22 protein-coding genes are annotated in these 19,572 nt (G+C 42.4%); 5 read left to right on the top strand and 17 right to left on the bottom strand.

Annotation, left to right across the window (positions count from 1 at the left end):
• Positions 1 to 159: 159 nt before the first annotated feature.
• From NK987_RS04985 to NK987_RS04935, 11 genes are all read right to left on the bottom strand, one after another.
• Positions 160 to 912, bottom strand: coding sequence for a LytR/AlgR family response regulator transcription factor (locus NK987_RS04985; RefSeq protein ID WP_259262980.1), 753 nt, complete (start codon positions 910 to 912; stop codon positions 160 to 162).
• Positions 909 to 1,976, bottom strand: a complete 1,068-nt coding sequence (locus tag NK987_RS04980; protein WP_259262979.1) for a sensor histidine kinase — start codon at positions 1,974 to 1,976, stop codon at positions 909 to 911. The genes NK987_RS04985 and NK987_RS04980 overlap by 4 nt, the downstream gene beginning before the upstream one ends.
• 57 nt (positions 1,977 to 2,033) lie before the next feature.
• Positions 2,034 to 2,333, bottom strand: coding sequence for a hypothetical protein (locus tag NK987_RS04975; protein WP_259262978.1), 300 nt, complete (start codon positions 2,331 to 2,333; stop codon positions 2,034 to 2,036).
• Between the two features lie 57 nt (positions 2,334 to 2,390).
• Positions 2,391 to 2,882 carry a DUF2306 domain-containing protein gene (locus NK987_RS04970; RefSeq protein ID WP_259262977.1) on the bottom strand — a complete coding sequence of 164 codons (492 nt, stop codon included), beginning with the start codon at positions 2,880 to 2,882 and terminating at the stop codon, positions 2,391 to 2,393.
• Positions 2,883 to 2,920: 38 nt separating this feature from the next.
• Positions 2,921 to 3,466 carry a hypothetical protein gene (locus tag NK987_RS04965; protein WP_259262976.1) on the bottom strand — a complete coding sequence of 182 codons (546 nt, stop codon included), beginning with the start codon at positions 3,464 to 3,466 and terminating at the stop codon, positions 2,921 to 2,923.
• Between the two features lie 73 nt (positions 3,467 to 3,539).
• Positions 3,540 to 4,196: a hypothetical protein gene (locus NK987_RS04960; protein ID WP_259262975.1), complete on the bottom strand. Its 657-nt coding sequence runs from the start codon at positions 4,194 to 4,196 to the stop codon at positions 3,540 to 3,542.
• Positions 4,197 to 4,207: 11 nt separating this feature from the next.
• Positions 4,208 to 6,358, bottom strand: a complete 2,151-nt coding sequence (locus NK987_RS04955) for a TonB-dependent receptor (protein WP_259262974.1) — start codon at positions 6,356 to 6,358, stop codon at positions 4,208 to 4,210.
• A gap of 261 nt (positions 6,359 to 6,619) precedes the next feature.
• Positions 6,620 to 7,894 (bottom strand): TRAP transporter large permease, encoded by a 1,275-nt coding sequence (locus NK987_RS04950; RefSeq protein ID WP_259262973.1) that lies wholly within the window; start codon positions 7,892 to 7,894, stop codon positions 6,620 to 6,622.
• On the bottom strand, positions 7,891 to 8,358 hold the full coding sequence (locus NK987_RS04945; protein WP_259262972.1) for a TRAP transporter small permease: 468 nt from the start codon (positions 8,356 to 8,358) through the stop codon (positions 7,891 to 7,893). Before NK987_RS04945 ends, NK987_RS04950 begins: the two co-directional genes overlap by 4 nt.
• A complete protein-coding gene (locus NK987_RS04940; RefSeq protein ID WP_259262971.1) occupies positions 8,355 to 9,338 on the bottom strand; it encodes a TRAP transporter substrate-binding protein in 984 nt (327 codons plus the stop codon). Before NK987_RS04940 ends, NK987_RS04945 begins: the two co-directional genes overlap by 4 nt.
• Before the next feature lie 92 nt (positions 9,339 to 9,430).
• Positions 9,431 to 10,033 (bottom strand): trimeric intracellular cation channel family protein, encoded by a 603-nt coding sequence (locus NK987_RS04935; protein ID WP_259262970.1) that lies wholly within the window; start codon positions 10,031 to 10,033, stop codon positions 9,431 to 9,433.
• A 122-nt stretch (positions 10,034 to 10,155) separates the two neighbouring features.
• Here NK987_RS04935 and NK987_RS04930 point away from each other — a divergent pair, with 122 nt between their 5' ends.
• Both NK987_RS04930 and NK987_RS04925 read left to right on the top strand, forming a co-directional pair.
• Positions 10,156 to 10,533 carry a hypothetical protein gene (locus NK987_RS04930; protein WP_259262969.1) on the top strand — a complete coding sequence of 126 codons (378 nt, stop codon included), beginning with the start codon at positions 10,156 to 10,158 and terminating at the stop codon, positions 10,531 to 10,533.
• 50 nt (positions 10,534 to 10,583) lie between these two features.
• The gene (locus NK987_RS04925) at positions 10,584 to 11,048 is read left to right on the top strand and encodes a Clp protease ClpB (RefSeq protein ID WP_338021193.1); all 465 of its coding nucleotides are present in this window, start codon (positions 10,584 to 10,586) and stop codon (positions 11,046 to 11,048) included.
• A gap of 3 nt (positions 11,049 to 11,051) precedes the next feature.
• On the opposite strand, the gene NK987_RS04920 is transcribed toward NK987_RS04925, so the two are convergent.
• The 5 genes from NK987_RS04920 to NK987_RS04900 all read right to left on the bottom strand — a co-directional run bounded on the left by NK987_RS04920 (position 11,052) and on the right by NK987_RS04900 (position 15,113).
• Positions 11,052 to 11,711, bottom strand: coding sequence for a phosphatidylserine decarboxylase family protein (locus tag NK987_RS04920; RefSeq protein WP_258424706.1), 660 nt, complete (start codon positions 11,709 to 11,711; stop codon positions 11,052 to 11,054).
• Between the two features lie 71 nt (positions 11,712 to 11,782).
• On the bottom strand, positions 11,783 to 13,060 hold the full coding sequence (locus NK987_RS04915; protein ID WP_258424705.1) for a Glu/Leu/Phe/Val family dehydrogenase: 1,278 nt from the start codon (positions 13,058 to 13,060) through the stop codon (positions 11,783 to 11,785).
• A 71-nt stretch (positions 13,061 to 13,131) separates the two neighbouring features.
• Positions 13,132 to 13,989: a phosphatidate cytidylyltransferase gene (locus tag NK987_RS04910; protein WP_258424704.1), complete on the bottom strand. Its 858-nt coding sequence runs from the start codon at positions 13,987 to 13,989 to the stop codon at positions 13,132 to 13,134.
• Positions 13,973 to 14,179, bottom strand: coding sequence for a putative signal transducing protein (locus NK987_RS04905; protein ID WP_241125481.1), 207 nt, complete (start codon positions 14,177 to 14,179; stop codon positions 13,973 to 13,975). Before NK987_RS04905 ends, NK987_RS04910 begins: the two co-directional genes overlap by 17 nt.
• Positions 14,172 to 15,113, bottom strand: a complete 942-nt coding sequence (locus tag NK987_RS04900) for a CPBP family intramembrane glutamic endopeptidase (RefSeq protein WP_259262968.1) — start codon at positions 15,111 to 15,113, stop codon at positions 14,172 to 14,174. Before NK987_RS04900 ends, NK987_RS04905 begins: the two co-directional genes overlap by 8 nt.
• Before the next feature lie 37 nt (positions 15,114 to 15,150).
• Here NK987_RS04900 and dusB point away from each other — a divergent pair, with 37 nt between their 5' ends.
• From dusB to NK987_RS04885, 3 genes are all read left to right on the top strand, one after another.
• Entirely contained in the window at positions 15,151 to 16,140 is a 990-nt protein-coding gene (dusB, locus tag NK987_RS04895; protein WP_259262967.1) for a tRNA dihydrouridine synthase DusB, read from the top strand.
• A 70-nt stretch (positions 16,141 to 16,210) separates the two neighbouring features.
• Positions 16,211 to 17,110, top strand: a complete 900-nt coding sequence (locus tag NK987_RS04890; protein WP_258424701.1) for a DMT family transporter — start codon at positions 16,211 to 16,213, stop codon at positions 17,108 to 17,110.
• A 53-nt stretch (positions 17,111 to 17,163) separates the two neighbouring features.
• Positions 17,164 to 17,925 (top strand): alpha/beta fold hydrolase, encoded by a 762-nt coding sequence (locus NK987_RS04885; RefSeq protein WP_259262966.1) that lies wholly within the window; start codon positions 17,164 to 17,166, stop codon positions 17,923 to 17,925.
• Between the two features lie 164 nt (positions 17,926 to 18,089).
• Here the strand turns inward: NK987_RS04885 and NK987_RS04880 are convergent, their stop codons facing one another.
• Positions 18,090 to 19,439: an amidohydrolase family protein gene (locus tag NK987_RS04880; RefSeq protein WP_259262965.1), complete on the bottom strand. Its 1,350-nt coding sequence runs from the start codon at positions 19,437 to 19,439 to the stop codon at positions 18,090 to 18,092.
• Between the last annotated feature and the right edge of the window lie 133 nt (positions 19,440 to 19,572).

Raw genomic sequence — 19,572 nt, 5'->3', positions numbered from 1 at the left:
TCTTGGTTCAAGGTACTCAAAAAGAAATCTCCCTTTGGTCGGTATGACAAGGCGAGGTTAATTTCATCTCTAACCACTTTCAGTTCCGATACTTGGTACTTGGTACATGGTACTTCGTACTTTCATACCTTTTACTACTTGGTTCTTCGTACTTCCCTTTCATCCATTCAACCAATCCTTAAAATCCCCGACTTTTTCCCTGCTGATCAGGATGTCGTTGTCGCAACAATTTGCCAATTTGATTTTGAGGCGGCTGTTGGAGTAGGTGTGGATTTCGGCGATGGCCGAAAAGGAAGCGATATATTTTCTGTTCAATCTGAAAAACTTCCTTGGGTCCAACATGGATTCCAACTGGTCAAGCGTATAGTCCAAAATATATTTTCTACCCTCCACAGTCTGCAGGAAAGTAACTTTTTCTTCACTGTAAAAAATGGAAATATCCTCCGTCAGCACGCTTTGGATCTTTTCGCCAAACTTCACCAAAAACCTACTTTTATAATGGTTAGAATTGGGGGAAAGCAATTCCCTAATCTGCTGGAGTTCGATGCCCGGTCTGACTTGTTGGGATTGGAATTTTTGGATGGCCTGCGCCAATTCTTTGGGATCGATGGGTTTGAGGAGGTAATCGACCGAGTTCAACTTGAATGCCTTGATGGCAAACTGGTCAAAGGCTGTGGTAAAAATAATCGGTGAACTGACTTTTACCCTTTCAAAAATCTCAAAACTCTGCCCGTCGGCCAATTGGATATCACAGAAAATGAGGTCCGGGAACACATTTGTTTCCAGCCATTTCACAGCTGAAGTGATGCTGTCTAGGTGTCCAAAAATCTCCGCATTCGGCAGCAAATCCAACACCAATTGCCTCAACCTATTTGCTGCAGGCCGCTCATCTTCTATGATCAGGATTTTCATGATTTTTCCAGTTTGAGCAGAGGCAGCTCGACGATAAATTCTGTTCCGGTCTTGGTGATTTTGGGGCTTTTGTCACTAAGCAGTGCATAGCGCTTTTCTATATTCTCCAGACCAATCCCGCTATCAGCGACTTCTTTGGTGAGTTTGGGTTGGAGGTTATTCCTGACGATCAGCGAATCCGGAGTTTGTTGGATAAAGATTTTCAAAGGCTTCTCCATACTCGCGATGTTGTGCTTGATGGCATTCTCCAAAAGCAGCTGCAGAGAAAGCGGCGGTATGTTCCAACCTTTCATCTGATTGACATCAATGTAATATTCCAAGCTTTGTTCAAAGCGGATTTTTTGTAGACTCAGGTAGTTTTCAGCAAACACCACTTCCTTTTCCAAGCCTACCAATTCCCTGTTTTGGACATCGAGCACATACCTGTAAATCTTTGAAAGCTGTTGGATAAATTCCGCAGACTTGTCGGCACTTTCATAGACAAGGTTGGAAAGGACATTCAGGGAATTGAAAAGGAAATGGGGATTGAGTTGGTCTTTGAGGGATTGGTATTGGCTGGCAAATTTCTCGGATTTGAGTTGTTCGGCTTCGATGGCCGCAGATCTCCACTCATACAGCCATGACCTGGAGATGAAAATAGTAATGATGACCAAAGCGATGGATGTTGGCATCAGGGTATTGTTCAACATCCGGATCCAACTGATATTCGAGAGCGTGACCTCCTCCACAGTCACCAAAACATACCCCAACACTAAAATAAAGCTGACTATAAAAGAATAAATCATGTAGGAAGCCGCTGTCAAGACAAGTCTCTTAACAGGTTTTTCGATCCAAGAAATCCTTTTGTCAAAATACTCTTCCACCTTGAACCCCCCCAAACTCAATGCTGAAGACATCAAAAATGAAAAAACCCAATCGGGAATAATGGATGATATTCCTTCCAATGACAAAAAACAACTTGGACACGAAATCACCATCAAAACAGTTGAAATCCCAAAATTCAAAAGGAAAAACCGCTTGGCAGAATTGAAGATTGTGGCCGAATAATAAAAACTTTTTTTCATGGGTTTTTCCTTGAAATGAGGGTTATTATGAGGGTTTCTTATTTGAATCTGAATGTATCAATCCTTTTTTGCTTTGGAAGCCAAGATCCCCCAACCTCCTGAGCCGAGTAGGAAGCCCAATCCATAGAGAAAGCCGTCATTGTTCACGGCAAACATGGCAACATCCTTGTCAATCAGACTGATCACCAGACTGATCGGCGCAATGAAACCATGCCACAATCCCCAAAAAAACCCATGAGTCTCTCCGGTCAGACATTCGTCAATAGGTACATTCTCGGCGCAAGAAGATGTAAGGATCAGCAGCAAAACGGCAATCAGAAAATTGCCTGACTTAACATTCCAAAGGCTCTTTTTCATAGTCAATTTATTTTAGGACACATTCAATTCCTTAAGGTTCGGAACAATTACGTTTGTCTAATTTCTAGATATTGCGGCCATCATTTTTATCCACTTGGGTTTGTTGATGGCAAACAAAATCCCACCGAACAACATCACTCCACCAGTGGCTACTCCGACCATATTGTAAAAGGGCACTTCAGGAATCCTTGTCATCATCTCACTCACAAATGCCCCATACAATCCGATCACCGACCAATACATAAAAGAGAAATGAAGATAAGCCCAATTTTTGATATGATTTCGCAGGAAAATCGGAATCATTCCCAAAGCCAAAGTGACAGAAGCGATTACTGCGAAATAATGAAAAATCCCCCATTTGCCAAATAAGTTGTAGAGCATAAAGGCCGTCACCAACAGGACAACCATACTTCCCACATAGAAATACCCCATCCGGATATGGCTTTTGCTTCCTTTTGTCATCAGCAACACTGCCGAGCCAAATACCAAAGCCAAAACGGAGGCGATAAAATGGATTAAACCGATTTCACTACTGAATAGACTGGACATAGATAATTCAGATTTTCATTTTTACAAAAAGGTATTTTTCAATCTTTGAGATTAATTCTGAACCCAACACTTGCCACAAATCCATTGGAATAAAATGGGCTTCCTGCGATTTTGTCGGCTCTGGCACGGGAGGTCATCACTCCTAATTCTAGGAAGTAGTTGAACCTCGGAGTTGGGAAAAACTCAAAGCCAAAAGTTCCATAGGTACTCATCCTAAAGGATTCTGAGGAAAATCTGTCGGAAGGAAATATGCCAACCAAGCCTCCTTCACCATACAGGCGGATGTCTTGGCCAACTTTCCCTCCATATCCCACAAAACCCAAGGAGACATTTTGGTAACCGCTCCAAACATACTCGCCATCCAACAGGTGCTCAAAATAGACCTGATTGGCTTTGAGCCGAAAGGCCGCATTTCCATTTAAAACTTCAGGACTGGTCATATTCAGTCCAAAGGCAAAATCATCTTGAAACTGACTGAGCTGGAAACCAACTCCAAGACCGGAATTGGGCTTTTTTTGCTTTTGGGCAAAAACCAAAGAGCTAAAAAACAGCAAGATCATTAGGGAAAGTAGTGTGGTTTTCATGGGAATCAGAAATTTACAAATCTGAGGAAAATCAGAAAAACCTTCCTGAAATCATTTCAGGAAGGTCAGATTATCATTTACAGGTATTATTTTTCATTTCTTCCGCCATACCTTTTCCCCAAGACGGATTGAGGTTTCCTTCTTTGGCTTCAGCAGCTTCTTTGGCAAAAAGCTCCAAACTAGCATTTACCAAGCCACAGGCTTTTTCAGGTCCCTGACCAAAAAATTGAGCCATTCCGTATTCCATCTGTGCCATCAGGATGATTGCCCGCGGGTTTTGTCTGTTGAGTTCGATGGCTTTGCCAAAAGTCTGCATCGCCAATCCAGAAAGGCTTTGTCCTCTGGAATTCGCATCTGCTGCAAGTTCACCCATGATGATGTAGCCTTGCACTGCCACTATTTCTGAATTGTTTGGAGAAAGGGCAGTGGCCTTTTCAATGTGTTTTTTGGCTTGGGCATAGTATCCGTCTTTTTCTTCCAATCCACCTTCAGTCCTGAATCCCATATTGGCATAAGCCAAGGCAGCATAGTAATTCGGAAGCCACTCTCCTGCATTCATATCAGCGATCCTTGCAAATGCATTGGCGGATTTCTGCAGTTCTGCAACAGGTCCTGCCTTGCCCAAAGCCTGGATTTCTTTCATCATAGCCTTTTCGTAGGCTTCATTTGTGGCGTTGGCAAAAGTGGCAACGAACATCATCAATGCGATAATTAGTGTGTACTTTTTCATGGTTTCTAGTTTTATAAGTTGTTTAAATTGTTTGCTGTTTTGTCTTTGGATAGTGTCAGGAATATGCCAAGAAATATGAATCTCGGCGCAGTCTGTCTGATGGGCAGACTCTCGTATTTGCCTGATTCATTTGGTGTGGGACTAAATTGATACCCGAAAATATTGTCCCTTCCCAATACATTGGAGCAGGCAAAATGGATAATCAGATTTGGTTTTGGCAGGTAACTCCAACTCAGACTCAAATCCTGGAATCCTTTGGTCTTCGCATTCATCTGTCCTGCAAAATTCGGATCGGTATAAGTATAGCCGTCATTGATCGCAAAGGAACCTCCGAGTTGGGATTTCAATCCCGATACAAAATGCTTCACTACGATCGAGGCATTATGTCTTGGAGCAAAACCCGGCTGCACCATTTCGGTAAATTGTGCAAACTTTCTCCTGCTGTCAACAAAGCTGTATGTCACCCAGAAATCCGTGTTTTTGACAGTTTTTTGATCTCTGTAGAAAACGTCGAAACCCTGTGCATAGCCCGAACCGTTTTGCTGGATGTTTCGGTAGAAATATTGGGTTCCTTCGTAGGTGAGGATCTTTTTGTAATCCTTGTAAAATGCCTCGGCGCGGACGGTCCTGCCATTTTTGGTCAGGAAATAATTCAAGATCAAATGGTTCGCAATGGTGTTTTGAACTTCAGGCTTTGCGATCCTAAGTTCCTCTACAGGCATTTGGCTGAACTGACCTGCCGCCAAGGAAAGCTGTCCTTCATTTTCGAATTTGTAGGCCAAAGAAAACCTTGGGTCCAACCAGGTCTGATTTGCCAAAGTGCTATGTCCTGCCCTCAGTCCTCCTCTGAAGATCAGCTTGTTGCTGACATAATAATCTGCCTCTGTAAAAATATTGGTCTGCAGATCATTGAAATCCCTGACCAGATTTTCTGATTTCAATCCTTCCTCATAGGTGAAAAGGTAGGATTCTAAACCTGTCTTTAGCGAAAATTTATCTGAGAAACCTTTCACTGCCACTGCTTTTCCATGGACTACCTGGTTTTGGTTTCTGATGGCTATCTGGTCCAATGTAAATCCATCCACATTGTTGGAATAGGAAATGCCTCCATAATAACTCCAGTCATTTTTTCCGATTTGTTTGAAAGATCCGGAGGTGAAAGTGTAATGGTTTTTGAGGTCAACCAATTGTCCACGTCCTTCTGAACCGGGGATTTTCTGCCAGATTTTCATTCCTCCTGATTCGGTGTGGGCATAGGCCTTGACCATGCCGCTTTTGCCCCACTTTTGTCTGAGAGAGACTTCAGCGTCAAAGCCGTAAGGAGCTCTTTCCCAATCAAAATTCTGGGTAACCAAGGCCTGATAGGGCGACAGGTCCATGTAATTGGCGGTAGCTGTGAGGCTGTTTTTCTTCCCAACCAAAATCTGCGAATAACCTAACCCAACGGACATGATACTGAGGTCGCCTTGGTTTCTCATCGGCATATCTATCGTATTGAGTGCCAAAGCCGACGAAAGTGCATGTCCGTATTCTGCCGAATAGCCTCCTGTGCTGAAGAAAGAGCCTTTGAATAGATTGGGATTGAAGCGTGTTCGTGTGGGAACATTGGAAGCCGTGGTACCAAAAGCATTTCCGACTTTCATCCCATCGATAAAAATCGAAGTTTCTGATGCATCGCCGCCACGGACAAAAAGGCGGCCGTCATTTCCCACATTGGCTGTGCCGGGCAATGTCTGAAAAGCACCGATGATGTCGCCCATAGCTGAGGGCACAGTCACAATATCAATCGGTCTCAAGACCACGGCTTTTTTCTCATCCGAAGCTTCCATTGCGCCGGCTGTGATGGTTACCGCAGTCATCTCGTTGATGGTTTCCTTGAGGATGGGATTGAAGGTCTGGGCTGACCCGTTCAGGTCGATTTCAAATTCCTGAGATTTGAAACCCATGGCTTGAAAAACCAAAATGAACTTTCCTGTTTCGTCAGTTGCCAATTCGTAGCTTCCATCGACCTCCGAGGATGTCCCTTCGTAGGTTCCTTTCAAGAAAATATTCACACCGGGAATAGTCTCTCCCTTGCTGTCTTTGACAATACCCTTGATCGTGGTTTGGGCCAGAGTAAGGTTGACGAGAAAAAACAAACAGATAGTGAAAAGTGCCTTCATTGCTTTGATATTTGATCCAAAAGTGTGGAGAAAGGCAAATCCAAAAAATTAAAGCTGACTGAAGTGTAGGATTAGGTGGATGAAGTGTAGGAAATGGGGGAAGGTCAAAAAAGTCCATGGTCCACAGTCCATGGTCCACAGCAACGGCCAATGAACTTCAATCCAAGTTGTTTTAATTCTTTTTTCAAGTAACCATATAAAACCCGAATTGAAGTTCTATTTATTTGCTGTGGACAGTCGACCGTGGTCTAAGGACCTTTTTCAATCATAAAACAAAGAAGGCAGATAAAGAGAAATACCGGGCACAAAGGTCACGAGCATCAAGACCAACAAACTCACCAAAAGAAAAGGAACTCCGGCTTTTGCAATTTTTTCCATCGGGATTTTGCCGATACTGGAAGCCACAAAAAGGCAGACTCCCACAGGAGGAGTGGTCAGTCCTATGACCAGATTCATCACCATAATCATAGCAAACTGAATCGGGTCCACGCCGATATGCACTGCCACACCAAGGAAAACAGGAAATAGAATCAGCAAAGAGGCAATGGTCTCCATAAATGCACCAACAAATAGCAACAGCAAGTTGATCAGCAGCAGGAGCAAAATCTTATTTTCGGTGATGTTCAATAGGCTTTGGGCGATCAGTTGGGGAATTTCCTCCACAGTCATGATCCAAGCAAAAAGATTTGCAAACCCCACCAAAACCATCAAAGAAGCAGTCATCTTTGCGGATTCAAGGATGATCTTTGGAATCATCCTGAGTTTGAGTTCTCCGTAGACAAAAAGCCCAATCGCCATAGCATAAACCACTGCAACAATGGAAGCTTCTGTCGGGGTAAAGACGCCACCAATAATCCCAAAAAGAATTAAGACCGTCATCAAGATTGCCCAAAATGCCTGGTAAAAACTTATTGCCATTTGTTTCAATGAAGCTTTTGTCCTTTTTGGATATTTCCTTTTGACCGAAATGAAGTAAGTGACCAACATCAATCCAAGTCCCAATAACAATCCGGGAACAATCCCTGCGATGAATAGCTTTCCCACCGATAATCCTGTCAAAGTTGCTGCAATGATCATGGGCAAACTTGGAGGGATAATAGGCCCGATGGTCGAGGAGGTAGCTGTCACAGCACAGGAAAAATCAGTATCATATCCTTCTTTTTCCATGGCCGGAATCATTACCGAACCGATGCTTGCCGTATCAGCTATGGCTGTTCCAGAAACTCCACCAAACAACATTGAGGCCCCGACATTGGCCAAGCCCAAACCTCCTCGGATGTGTCCAAAAAGTGCATTACACAATTGGATTATCCTGTTCGTGATTCCGCTGGCATTCATCAGATTACCTGCCAAAATAAATCCCGGAATGGAAAGCAAAACAAAGACATCGAGCCCAGCATACATTTTTTGAGGGATGACGATAAAAGGCAAATCCGAAAAAAGAATATAAACAAAAGAGGCCAAACCCAATGCAAATGCGATGGGAATACCCAAAACCAATAACAACAGAAAAATCAGAAAGAGGAGAATGGTCATCGGTTTCTAAGAATTTTTCCAAGGTTTTTCATAAGCTCGAGTAAAGAATAATAAGCAACAAAAAAAGACATGCAGGTCATAGAAAAATAAATAAATCCCATATTGATTCTCATGGAGGCAGAATCTTGAAGGCTGACTATTTTCAGTAAAGGAATGCTAGAAACCAACATGAACAGCATCAAAACCATAATGGAAAAAAGGATTATAGAATCCATCCAAATTTTCCATTTGGAATTTAATCCATGAAGAAAAATGGACACATTTATATAGGCCCTTTCTTTGACCGCAAGTCCCGCACCCAAGCTTACCATGTAGATAAAACAGAATCTTGCCATTTCTTCTGTCCAATGTGGAGACCATGGCAAAGCATATCTGCCAACAACCTGAATGACCACCGTCAAAATCATCCACATAAAACTGATGGTGACGGCCCATTCCAATATTTTATCGATGGCTGTTTTCATTTCACATCCTGAATCCTTTTATACAGCATTTTTTGTTCTTCGGTAAAACTCGCCATTACTGCTGCGCTTGCAAGTTTTTCAAAAGCCACTTTGTCTACTTCAATAAATTCCATCCCTTTTTCTTTCAAGAACCGGTAATCCAATTCTTCTTGTTCAAGGTACAATTCATGTTCATAGGCCTGCATGATTTCGGCAGATTCCAAAATAATTTGCTGCAGGTCCGGAGGCATACTTTCAAATTTCTTATTTCCCATGACCACATAAGCCCAGCCTTTGACATGTTCGGTCAGGTTACAGTATTTCTGAACTTCATAGAGACCGGCATTCCGGATCAAAGCAAAAGGATTTTCCTGTCCGTGAATCGTGGATTGTTGCAAAGAAGTGAAAACTTCAGAAAAAGCCATAGGAGTAGGTTTGGCGCTTAAAGCACTCCAAGTGGCGACGTATAGGGAAACATTTGGAACCCTTATGATCAATCCTTTGAGGTCATCAGGGTGTCGGATAGGCACATTTGTGGTCAGGTTTCTCGCTCCCCGCTCAAACCATGCAATAGGTTTAAAACCTGCCACTTCGGTAATATGAGCTTCGATTTCTTTACCGATGGGTCCACTAGCTACTTTCTTAAGGTGGTCCGAATCTCTGATTGCAAAAGGGGTAGCACAAAGAATTGCCAAGGGCAGACTCCAATTTTCCAAAGATTCACCCGTAATCATGATATCCAAACTTCCCCCCAAGATGCCTGTCAACATGTCCATCTCTTTTCCAAGCTGTTCGTTAGGATAGACTTTGACCTGTACCCTGCCTTCTGATTTGATAAAAACTTCTTCTGCAAACTTCAGGGCTGCCTTGTGCCAAATGTTGTTTTCATTGGCCAGGTGCCCAAAACGCATGGTGTATTCAGGATCGGTTTTTAATCCCGCCTGCTTGCAGGCAGGCAAGGAAAAGAGAACCAACAAACAACAGACTAGGTTTTTGATCATTTGGGTTTGGAAACTGAAAGTATTTCAAAATGGTAATGATCAATAATTTATTGAAAAAAATCTGCTTTCATACCAAACCTGCCATTATTCTCTCAATCCAACCTCGGTAGGCTCAACTTGTACCTAACAGCAATCAGTCTGATGCTAATGATCACCGAAATGGAAATCAGCAGATTGACATCCCGGTGCAAACCGAAATAGTTCAGCACCAGATAAAAGACTGCCCCTGCCAAACAAGCTGAAGCATAAATTTCCTTCCGGAAAAGTATGGGGATTTCATTGACTAGTGTGTCCCTGATGACACCGCCCATCACTGCCGAAAACATGCCCATGATGGCAGCTATTTCAGGTCTTACTCCGAGACTGAGGGATTTTTCTACACCCAAAACAGTGAAAAAAGCAATCCCCAAGGTATCAAACAAAAACATGGTTCTCCTGAGTTTTAACATAATTCTGGGGAAAATAAATGCTGTAAAAATCCCTGCAAATATTGCATACAGAAAATAAACATCCCCAATCCAAACCAATGGATAAGCCCCTAACAATACATCCCGGAGTGTCCCTCCTCCAATGGCGGTAATGAATCCAGTAAATCCCGCTCCAAAAATATCATGCTCCCGATCCCGGACTGCCAATGCACCCGAGATGGCAAATACAAAAGTACCGATCAGTTCTAAAGGGTATTGAAGATCCATTTCAGTTTTGAATATTTATCAAAGAAAACCTATTTCAGCTCGATGTAAAAGTGAATGCAAGATTTTTGAATTTATATGGTAAATTCCTAACTTAATCAAACAAGAAAAACCCAAAAAAACCTATGAGAGAAAGACTAAATGTATCGATACAATCTGCAAGTTTAATCCTGGTGGCAGCAGGACTGGCCTGGGTGGTCTGGTCCAATGACACCACCATGAAAGACATGTTGACTTACCTGATTATCGTTATCCTATTGATAGAAGGGTTGAGTCTTTATTTGATCGGGAAAGTATACCCTGAAAGCCACACCACTTTCAAAACAGGAATTTTGGCTTCCCTATTGATCCTTTTTGGAATCAAAATTATGGCTCCAGGTATATTTATACCTCTGACAATTGCAGTTTTCGCTATCAATTTTATGTATAATTTCTATACCAACGGAAAAAGGAGAAGAGGAACATTAAAGCGGAAAACCGGAACAAAATTAAAAACAAGGTAGGTTGACTATCGGCATAACTTTTGAAAGAGATTAAGTAAAAAGAACTTGAAATGCTGAAAAGATACCTTTTGATCGTTTTGCTGCTAGCTCCCATATCACTTTTTGCACAAGCCAAACTTGATAAACTTGTCTCCGAAAGGACAAAAATGCATGCGGCCTGGAAAGACTCAGAGTCCAAAAAAACAGGAATTTTTGGCAATAGGACCAAGAAAGACATGATCGAAACCAACGAATGGATGGAAAGAATCATCCAAAAAGATAATCAGATCATGGAAGAACTGAAGATGCTCAGCGAGATCGAAAAAACCGAAATCACTTACGAAAAAAATGACTACAAATTCATTTCCCAAAAGCAGGAAAGAGAAATAGCCATGCTCAAAAGAGCCTTGGAAGAAAAGGAAGGCTTAGTAATCGAAGAAAAATCTGAAAGCAGAACCTATGAGTGGCTGACTTTTATATTATTCCTGAGTACAGCCGTATTGGCTTTTTTGAATTGGAAAAAATTAAAAAGTTGAAAATCACTTCAACCTTGCGATTGGCGTCCTACCACCCTTTGTTTTTTCCTCTAAGCTTACCAAGATTTCGGCATCAAGAGGAAGAAAGACATCTACCCTTGAACCGAATTTGATAAAACCGAATTCTCCTCCTTGGGCAAGAGGCGTCCCTTCTTTGACGTACCATTTGATGCGACGGGCCAAAGCACCTGCAATCTGTCGAACAAGAATTTTTACACCACTTTTGTGAGTCAAGACCATGGTAGTCCTTTCATTTTCAGTACTGGATTTGGGATGCCACGCGACGAGGTATTTTCCGGGATGGTATTTAAAAAACTCCACTACACCTGCGATAGGCGACCTGTTGATATGGACATTTATCGGTGACATAAAGATGGATACCTGCTTTCTCCTGTCATTCAAGTATTCCGATTCGGTAGTTTCCTCTATGACCACCACCTTACCATCAGCAGGGGCAAATACTAATTTTTCTTCGTTTGGAAGTTGGACAAAAGGATTCCTGAAAAACTGTAAAATCAAGAGGTATAAAACAATACTGACCAGCAAAACGATATTTAGGACAGTTTCCTGTTCCGGAATCCACCTGTTCAATCCAAAATTGACTGCTACTAAGATGAGCAACAGCCAAAATAACAATGTCCTACCTTCTCTATGAATACTCATGGGCTATAAAATTGAAAGGGCGTGAAAGCTGACTTTCACGCCCCAAATATAGTAAAATCTTTTTTTCGACCTTAAAAACCTCCCCTAAAGGTATAGGTTTTTGCTACTTTATCGATGGCTACAATGTATGCAGCGATTCTCATAGGTACTTTATATTTGACTGAAGCCTCATAAACATGGTCAAAAGCATCCTTCATAATTCGGTCAGACCTTCTGTTTACCCTTTCTGCAGTCCACTTGTAACCCAGTCGGTTTTGTACCCATTCAAAATAGGAAACAGTAACGCCACCAGCATTGGCCAAAATATCCGGAACTGCCATGATTCCTTTGTCATTCAAAATGGCATCAGCCTTAGCGGAAGTGGGGCCATTTGCTCCCTCTACGATTAATTTGGCTTTTATTTTATCTGCATTGGCTATCGTAATGACATCTTCCACGGCTGCAGGGACAAGCACGTCCACTTCTAATTCAAGCAAATCCATGGCGTCAGCCAGTTTTTCAGCTCCTGTAAAATTTTCAAGAGTCCCTTTGTTACTGTCTCTGTAAGCAATAGCTTCTTGGATATTGATCCCATTGGGATTGAAATATGCTCCTGAAATATCAGATATAGCCAAAATCCTCAAACCTCTTTCTTCCAAAAGAAGAGCTGCCCATGAACCCACATTCCCAAATCCCTGAACGGCGCAGGTAGCTTGAAAAGGGTTGATCTTTAACTTCTGCATAGCTGCCAAAGCAGTCACCATGACACCTCGACCTGTGGCTTCTGTTCTTCCCAACGAACCTCCCAATACCAGCGGCTTACCGGTAACGACAGCATTTACAGTCATTCCATGAGCTTTGGAGTATTCATCCATCAACCATGCCATTTCTCTTGGACCCGTTCCCATATCCGGCGCAGGAATATCCTTATCCGGCCCGAATACGTCGATCATCGCCAAGGTATAGGCTCTTACCAATCTTTCAATTTCTCCGGCAGACATTTCTCTCGGATTACACCTCACTCCGCCTTTTCCTCCGCCATAAGGAATATCCACTACGGCACATTTCCAGGTCATCCAGGCAGCAAGTGCCCTTACCTCATCTAAATGGACATCAGGAGCAAACCTGATTCCACCTTTTGCAGGACCCAAAATGTTGGAATGGATAACGCGGATTCCTTCAAAAACCTTGATTTTACCATTATCCATGGTAATCGGAAGGGAAACGATAACTTGTTTGGCGGGATTTTTTAGCACGTTGTAGACCTCTTCAGATAGGCCTAATTTTTCTGCAGCAATGTGAAACCTTTCCATCATGGACTCCAGCGGATTTTCTTTATCCTTGATCGGAGCCGGTTCAATGTAAGCCATATTGGGTTTATTTAGTTGACTGTTGATTATGGTACAATATTAAGGAGTTTTTTAATATCCTATAGGCAAAATTAGAAGATTTTCAAAAAGGCGGCTATAAATGGTGCCGATAATAACAATCCGTCAAAACGGTCCATAAACCCACCATGACCCGGCAAGGATTTTCCTGAGTCTTTGATTTCTATACTTCTCTTAAAAAGTGACTCTATCAGATCTCCATATGTCCCAGCGATGATGATGATAGTCGCCATTCCAAGCCATTGCCACTCCTCAATGGATTTGAAGTTTTTGCCAAGAAAATACGCCACAAGAAATGCGGATGCTGCTCCTCCTAAGAAACCCTCCCAGGATTTTTTAGGAGAAACTCTTTCGAACAGTTTGGTTTTCCCAAATTTGGTACCTGCAAAATATGCACCCGAATCTGAAGCCCATAGTATAAATAGAGATCCTACGATCACCTCATAGTGAAATGTATCATCTACCGAAAATGCAGCTACATTGAGCAAGGAGAAAGGCACAGCCACATAAAACAAACCAAGGAATGTATATGCAATTCCAGTGAATGGTTTCTTGTCTGATTTTCTATATAGTTTGATGAAGAAAACAAGAGAGGCCAAAGGGAAAATCAGGAAATAATACTTCTCATTCAGGTGCTCCATGCCAATAAAGAAGGAAAGTGTAAAAATACTCAAGCCTAAAAACGTCCCGAAACTTTTTAGGGGTAACATGCCGTCAAGGCCTGAAAGCTTGTAAAACTCCATTTGGGAAAATGCAAGAATCAGCCCAAATATCAAGAAATAAAGCCAAGGACTGATGATCGAGCCTGCCACAATGATGCCTGCTCCGATGATTCCTGTGATTACCCTTTGGCCAAGATTACTGTAATTGTTAATGTTAAATCTGTCTCTGACTCTAAAAGGAGATCTCATTCTTGACAATATTTAGTGCTTTTGAAAACTCAACCTGGGGTACCATAACCTCATACTGTCCATGTATCCGGTAGACAGATTCTATTTTATTCATCACGACTGCAGGGATTCCGTTTTCCTCCAGGACTGATTTGACGATCTCAGCCCTTACAGGCGAGCCATCAGAGAACACTTTCTGCCAGTTATCCATCAGTTTTTATATGTTGGGTTTTATCCTTGAATACCTTGAATCCAACCACCAAAATCACCAATCCAAGAATGGCAATTGGCAAAGAAACCTGATCTGTCTCTTCAATATTGAATTCAACTTGGCCCAATTTATTCAAATAAACCAAAACAACAGTAAAAGTATTGTTAAGAATATGTCCGACTATGGGATAAACCAAACTGCCCGAATACAGGTAAAGGTAGCCAAATACTGCACCGAGCATCATTCTGGGAAAGAAACCATAAAACTGGAAATGGATGGCAGAAAATATAAAAGCAGATAACCAGATCGCCACATGAGCATTCCCAGTGAATAAATGAAGCTTGGGCTGAAGCACTCCCCTAAATAAAAATTCCTCTCCTATTCCTGCCAAAACTCCGATTACCAAAATTCCCATCAGAAACTCACCCACATTTTCAAAGTCTGTCAGATATTTGGTCAAAGCCATCAGTTCATCCTCTTTGGATTTCATCATCTGTTCCAGTTCACTGAGAAATTCCGGTAATACGATTTTGGCATTCCAGTCAATCAAAAGGCTGTTAAACAAAACCGAGCCTACCATGATTACCAAGGTAAGGGCAAATCCCATGAACTTAAACCTTGACATCTGTTGTTGCCAACCAATGTCAGCTTTATCTATCACCTTGGAAATCAATAATCCCGATACCAAAAACCCAAGTCCTCCACCGAGTCCCTGTACAAAAAGGAAAGCCATCCGGCCGTTTGGATGTTCAGATTCTGCAGTAAATAAGGCTGTCAGCTCTTCGAGGGGAATACCAAAAAGGAAGGGAAGAAGTAAAAGCCCAAGGCCTTGCAACAAAATTAATACGCCAAATGTGACTAAAACCATCACAACAATAGACAAAAGCCAATTACTTTTGGAAGTGATGGGTACTTGGGTTTTATATATATCCATAATTGCGGTAAATTTACACGAAAATTAGAATTAGGAAGTGGTTAAAATCGGAAACTTAGAATTAGGGGAATTCCCGTTGTTGCTAGCGCCAATGGAGGACGTCAGCGATCCGCCGTTCAGGGCTGTGTGCAAAGACAACGGGGCAGACTTGATGTATACAGAATTCATCAGCTCTGAGGGCTTGATCAGAGATGCTGCCAAGAGTATCCAAAAACTGGATATTTTTGAATATGAGCGTCCTGTAGGTATTCAGATTTTTGGGGCAGAAATAGAATCCATGAGAGAAGCAGCAGCCATTGCAGAAGCTGCCGGTCCGGATATATTGGACATCAACTATGGCTGTCCGGTACATAAAGTAGCCTGCAAAGGTGCCGGAGCAGGGATTTTGCTCGATATAGATAAAATGGTCTCCATGACCGCAGAAATTGTAAAGAGGGTAAATATCCCTGTCACTGTCAAAACCCGATTGGGATGGTCACATGATACCATACGTATCGTAGAGGTTGCAGAAAGACTACAGGATGTGGGAATCCAAGCCATCAGCATCCATGCCCGTACACGTCAGCAGATGTATAAAGGTGATGCTGATTGGTCATACCTGAACCTGGTCAAAGACAATCCAAGGTTACATATTCCTGTTTTTGGAAATGGTGACATAGATACGCCTGAAAAAGCCCAGGAATACAAAAACAAATACAATGTGGACGGTATGATGATCGGCCGTGCCTCAATTGGATATCCTTGGATCTTCAACGAAATCAAACATTTCCTAGAAACAGGAGAAAAACTAGCCGGACCAGACCTTGAACAAAGGATCAATGTCACCAAAAAACACCTTGACTTTTCAGTGAAGTGGAAAGGCGAAAAGCAGGGAATCCTGGAAATGAGAAGGCATTACACCAATTACTTCCGTGGCATGCCCAATTTCAAACCATACAGAAGCCAGATGGTGACAGCAGAAACCTATGAAGAAGTAGCTGCCCTTTTGGAAGAAGTAGGTGAAGTTTTTGCCGACTATCAATTTTAAAGCAGAATTTCAGTAAAAAATTCCCGATTTTCCCCATCAAAATCATTCCTTACCTCCCCAGTTTCAAAACATGACTAAAGATATCCAAGCAGAAGGCGCCTTTAGGGCATGGGGATTTCTCATTGTGTTGGCGCTGATTTGGGGAAGTTCTTTTATTTTGATCAAAAGAGGACTGGAAATTTTTTCTCCCGGTGAAGTTGGGGCCTTTAGGATCGTAGCAGCCGGAATGGTTTTATTGCCGCTCTCTCTTCCAAGGCTGAAGAATCTGAAAAAAAGACAGGTCAAAAATCTGGTCATCGTCGGATTGATGGGAAGTTTTATCCCTGCCTTTCTATTTGCCAAAGCCCAAACACAACTCAGTTCCTCGCTGACAGGTGTTTTTAATGCCATGACGCCTTTGTTTGTGGTCATTATAGGAGCACTTTTTTTTAATGCAAGGATCACCAAGAGAAACGGAATAGGATTGGCTATTGCCTTTGTCGGAGTGGTAATACTTTTGATGGTCAAGGAAGGAACCTATTTCGGGGATTTTTCAGAGATCAATTCCTACGCTTTTTATGTGCTGCTAGCATGTCTTTGTTATGGATTTAACCTGAATATCATCAAGTACCGTTTTGTAGAATTGAAACCTGTTGCCATTACCGCACTTTCCCTGTTAATGGTATTACCTGCAGCTTTGATTTACCTGTTTGCATTTACGCAGTTTTCCTTCAAAATACTCCATGTTGAAGGTGCTGTAGCTGCTGCCGGATATATTTCCTTACTTGGTGTACTCGGTACAGCGATTGCCCTGATCCTTTTCAATATCATGGTGAAAGTAGCAACTCCAGTTTTTGCAAGTTCTGTCACTTACCTGATTCCCGTAGTAGCCATAATGTGGGGATTGCTTGATGGGGAGGTTTTGTTACCCGGGCATTACTTTGGAATAGTGGCGGTGATTTTTGGGGTATGGATTGGGAATAGAAGGTGATTTCTGTAATTTGAATTTGACCAAGAAATAACTTTTGTAAAATCTTAAATTGTATGAAACTCAACTATAAAAAAACCGGAACCGGCGAACCGCTGATAATCCTTCATGGACTGTTTGGATCTGCGGACAACTGGTTCAGCATTGCCAAAGAACTCGAGAAAGACTATACTTTATACCTTGTCGACCAGCGTAATCACGGTGATTCTCCCCAAAGTGAGGATTGGAATTACAAGGTAATGGCAGAAGATCTCATGGAACTGATGGATGATCAGAAAATTGATGCCGCTTATCTGATGGGGCACTCCATGGGGGGAAAGACCGTCATGGCATTTGCCCTGCAATTTCCCGAAAAAGTAAAAAAAATGATCGTAGCCGATATCGCGCCAAGGTACTATCCCCTTCACCATCAGGTTATTTTGGAAGGACTTAATGCAATTCCTGTTGACAAAATCAAATCGCGGAAAGATGCGGATGATATCCTTGCCGGGTATATCCGGAATATGGGGATCAGACAGTTCCTACTCAAAAGCCTAGGGAGAAATGAAAAAGGGGGATTTGAATGGAAAATCAATCTTAAAACCATTACAGAGAAAATTGAGATTGTAGGTGAAGAAATCGACTCCGACCATCCCTTTGACAATCCGACCTTGTTTATGGGAGGGGAAAATTCGGATTACATCCAAGAAAGTGACAAAGCTGATATTGCAAGACTTTTTCCAAACAGTAGCATCATCTATATCAAAAATGCAGGACATTGGCTTCACGCCGAACAGCCCGCTGCGGTGATTGAGACAGTTCGGGCTTTTTTAGGTTGATTGGATAAACCACAAAAGGCACAAAAGAAAAATTTCTTTTGTGCCTTTTGTGATTAAATTTCAATAATTTTTTTGTTTAACATTTGCCAAAAATCCTGTCTATCAAAAATTTGGTCTGAAGTTCAAAACAAGCATCTGTGGACTATCGACTGTGAACTGATTCCTTATTTCACTCTCTTCCCATGCTTGATCACCATATCCACATTTTGGAGTAAGCTGATGTAGCGCAAAACATCCCCGCGGACAGCAATGATGTCGGCATATTTTCCTTCACTGATGGTCCCGTAATCTTGGTCAACGCGCATTGAAACTGCCGGCCAATAAGTAGCGGCTTTGATGGTCAGCATCGGGTCAAATCCAAATTCATTGACCCACACATCCAACTCATTCCATGTACTTTGGCTATGAAATTTCATGGGAATACCCGAATCTGTTCCGATCATCATGACCACCCCGGCATCCTTGAGCTGGTTGATCTTTTTCTCCAAGGTCGGCTTGCGTACCGGTGTCAATTGGAAATACGGCATTCTTCCAGGATACCTCAAAGAAGCCCTGATATCTCTGATGATCGAGTCCGGCAAATCGAGGTGCCAAGAGGGGTCATCAAGTTTTTCAGGATTATTGCGCATGTACTCATAGTTGTAGAGGCCTTCCACAGTTGGTGTCCAAAACAAAGGTCCCATGTTCATCTTGGCAGTCCGTTCTTTGATCATTTCAAGGATATCGGCAGGATATTCTGGCGCAGAAGAAAGTCCGGTATGTTCAAAACAATCAATCCCGATTTTCAATCCAACCCTGATTTCGTCAGGCCGATGGGAATGTCCGACGACAGGTTTGCCATATTTATGCGCTTCATCTACGACTGCTTTTGCTTCCTCAAAAGTCATCTCGTCCTGATCGATCAGCTTGATGACATCGACACCCGCATCAACCAGTATCTTGACTTTGTTTCGCGCATCCTGGACTCCATTCACTCCCCATCGGAATTCCTCTGTTCTTGGATATGGCTTTTTTTGAATAAAAGGTCCGGAGACATAGACTGTCGGTCCGGGGATTTCTCCTTTATTGATCCGGTCTCTGACATTGATACTGGCTTCAAGCGGAGCACCGAGTTCACGGGCACTTGTGACTCCCGCCATCAGGAGCTGATGAGCAGAAGACGGCATGATGACCGACTCAAAGATATCGATATAGGTACTGTCCCAATGGGTATAATTGCTGTGCCCGTTGAGCATCAGGTGCACGTGCATGTCCCAAAGTCCGGGCAGTACCGACATTCCTTCGGTGGAAATCACTTCGGCACCGGATGGAATCGCCAAGGTCCCGACCTGCCCGATTTCTTTAATTCGGTCATTTTCGATGATGATGACAGAATTTCGGAGTGGCGGACCACCAAAGCCATCGATCATGGTGCCTCCGACAAGAGCTTTGATGTTTTGGGATTGGACTCCGGAGGAAATAAAAAACAAAAGGGTCACCGCCCGAAATGCCTTTTTCAAAATCATTGTTTTCATGGAAAATACGGATAGATTGAAGTTTAAAATTTAGAGAATAAAATCGGTTTAAAAATTGCCAACCATGTAAATGAAATGAAGGTTTTGGTAATCGGGTTTAAGTTTTTCCGCATCTTTGTCAGTCCCATTTCAA

This window comes from Aquiflexum gelatinilyticum (assembly GCF_024813435.1).
GTDB classification, from domain to species: domain Bacteria; phylum Bacteroidota; class Bacteroidia; order Cytophagales; family Cyclobacteriaceae; genus Cognataquiflexum; species Cognataquiflexum gelatinilyticum.
Note: the sequence above shows the minus strand (reverse complement) of the source record. Positions and strands in the feature narration are given on the sequence as shown.

Coding starts and splice junctions, on each gene's coding strand:
- NK987_RS04985 (WP_259262980.1), bottom strand. CDS start 912: ATGAAAATCCTGATCATAGAAGATGAGCGGCCTGCAGCAAATAGGTTG.
- NK987_RS04980 (WP_259262979.1), bottom strand. CDS start 1,976: ATGAAAAAAAGTTTTTATTATTCGGCCACAATCTTCAATTCTGCCAAG.
- NK987_RS04975 (WP_259262978.1), bottom strand. CDS start 2,333: ATGAAAAAGAGCCTTTGGAATGTTAAGTCAGGCAATTTTCTGATTGCC.
- NK987_RS04970 (WP_259262977.1), bottom strand. CDS start 2,882: ATGTCCAGTCTATTCAGTAGTGAAATCGGTTTAATCCATTTTATCGCC.
- NK987_RS04965 (WP_259262976.1), bottom strand. CDS start 3,466: ATGAAAACCACACTACTTTCCCTAATGATCTTGCTGTTTTTTAGCTCT.
- NK987_RS04960 (WP_259262975.1), bottom strand. CDS start 4,196: ATGAAAAAGTACACACTAATTATCGCATTGATGATGTTCGTTGCCACT.
- NK987_RS04955 (WP_259262974.1), bottom strand. CDS start 6,358: ATGAAGGCACTTTTCACTATCTGTTTGTTTTTTCTCGTCAACCTTACT.
- NK987_RS04950 (WP_259262973.1), bottom strand. CDS start 7,894: ATGACCATTCTCCTCTTTCTGATTTTTCTGTTGTTATTGGTTTTGGGT.
- NK987_RS04945 (WP_259262972.1), bottom strand. CDS start 8,358: ATGAAAACAGCCATCGATAAAATATTGGAATGGGCCGTCACCATCAGT.
- NK987_RS04940 (WP_259262971.1), bottom strand. CDS start 9,338: ATGATCAAAAACCTAGTCTGTTGTTTGTTGGTTCTCTTTTCCTTGCCT.
- NK987_RS04935 (WP_259262970.1), bottom strand. CDS start 10,033: ATGGATCTTCAATACCCTTTAGAACTGATCGGTACTTTTGTATTTGCC.
- NK987_RS04930 (WP_259262969.1), top strand. CDS start 10,156: ATGAGAGAAAGACTAAATGTATCGATACAATCTGCAAGTTTAATCCTG.
- NK987_RS04925 (WP_338021193.1), top strand. CDS start 10,584: ATGCTGAAAAGATACCTTTTGATCGTTTTGCTGCTAGCTCCCATATCA.
- NK987_RS04920 (WP_258424706.1), bottom strand. CDS start 11,711: ATGAGTATTCATAGAGAAGGTAGGACATTGTTATTTTGGCTGTTGCTC.
- NK987_RS04915 (WP_258424705.1), bottom strand. CDS start 13,060: ATGGCTTACATTGAACCGGCTCCGATCAAGGATAAAGAAAATCCGCTG.
- NK987_RS04910 (WP_258424704.1), bottom strand. CDS start 13,989: ATGAGATCTCCTTTTAGAGTCAGAGACAGATTTAACATTAACAATTAC.
- NK987_RS04905 (WP_241125481.1), bottom strand. CDS start 14,179: ATGGATAACTGGCAGAAAGTGTTCTCTGATGGCTCGCCTGTAAGGGCT.
- NK987_RS04900 (WP_259262968.1), bottom strand. CDS start 15,113: ATGGATATATATAAAACCCAAGTACCCATCACTTCCAAAAGTAATTGG.
- NK987_RS04890 (WP_258424701.1), top strand. CDS start 16,211: ATGACTAAAGATATCCAAGCAGAAGGCGCCTTTAGGGCATGGGGATTT.
- NK987_RS04885 (WP_259262966.1), top strand. CDS start 17,164: ATGAAACTCAACTATAAAAAAACCGGAACCGGCGAACCGCTGATAATC.
- NK987_RS04880 (WP_259262965.1), bottom strand. CDS start 19,439: ATGAAAACAATGATTTTGAAAAAGGCATTTCGGGCGGTGACCCTTTTG.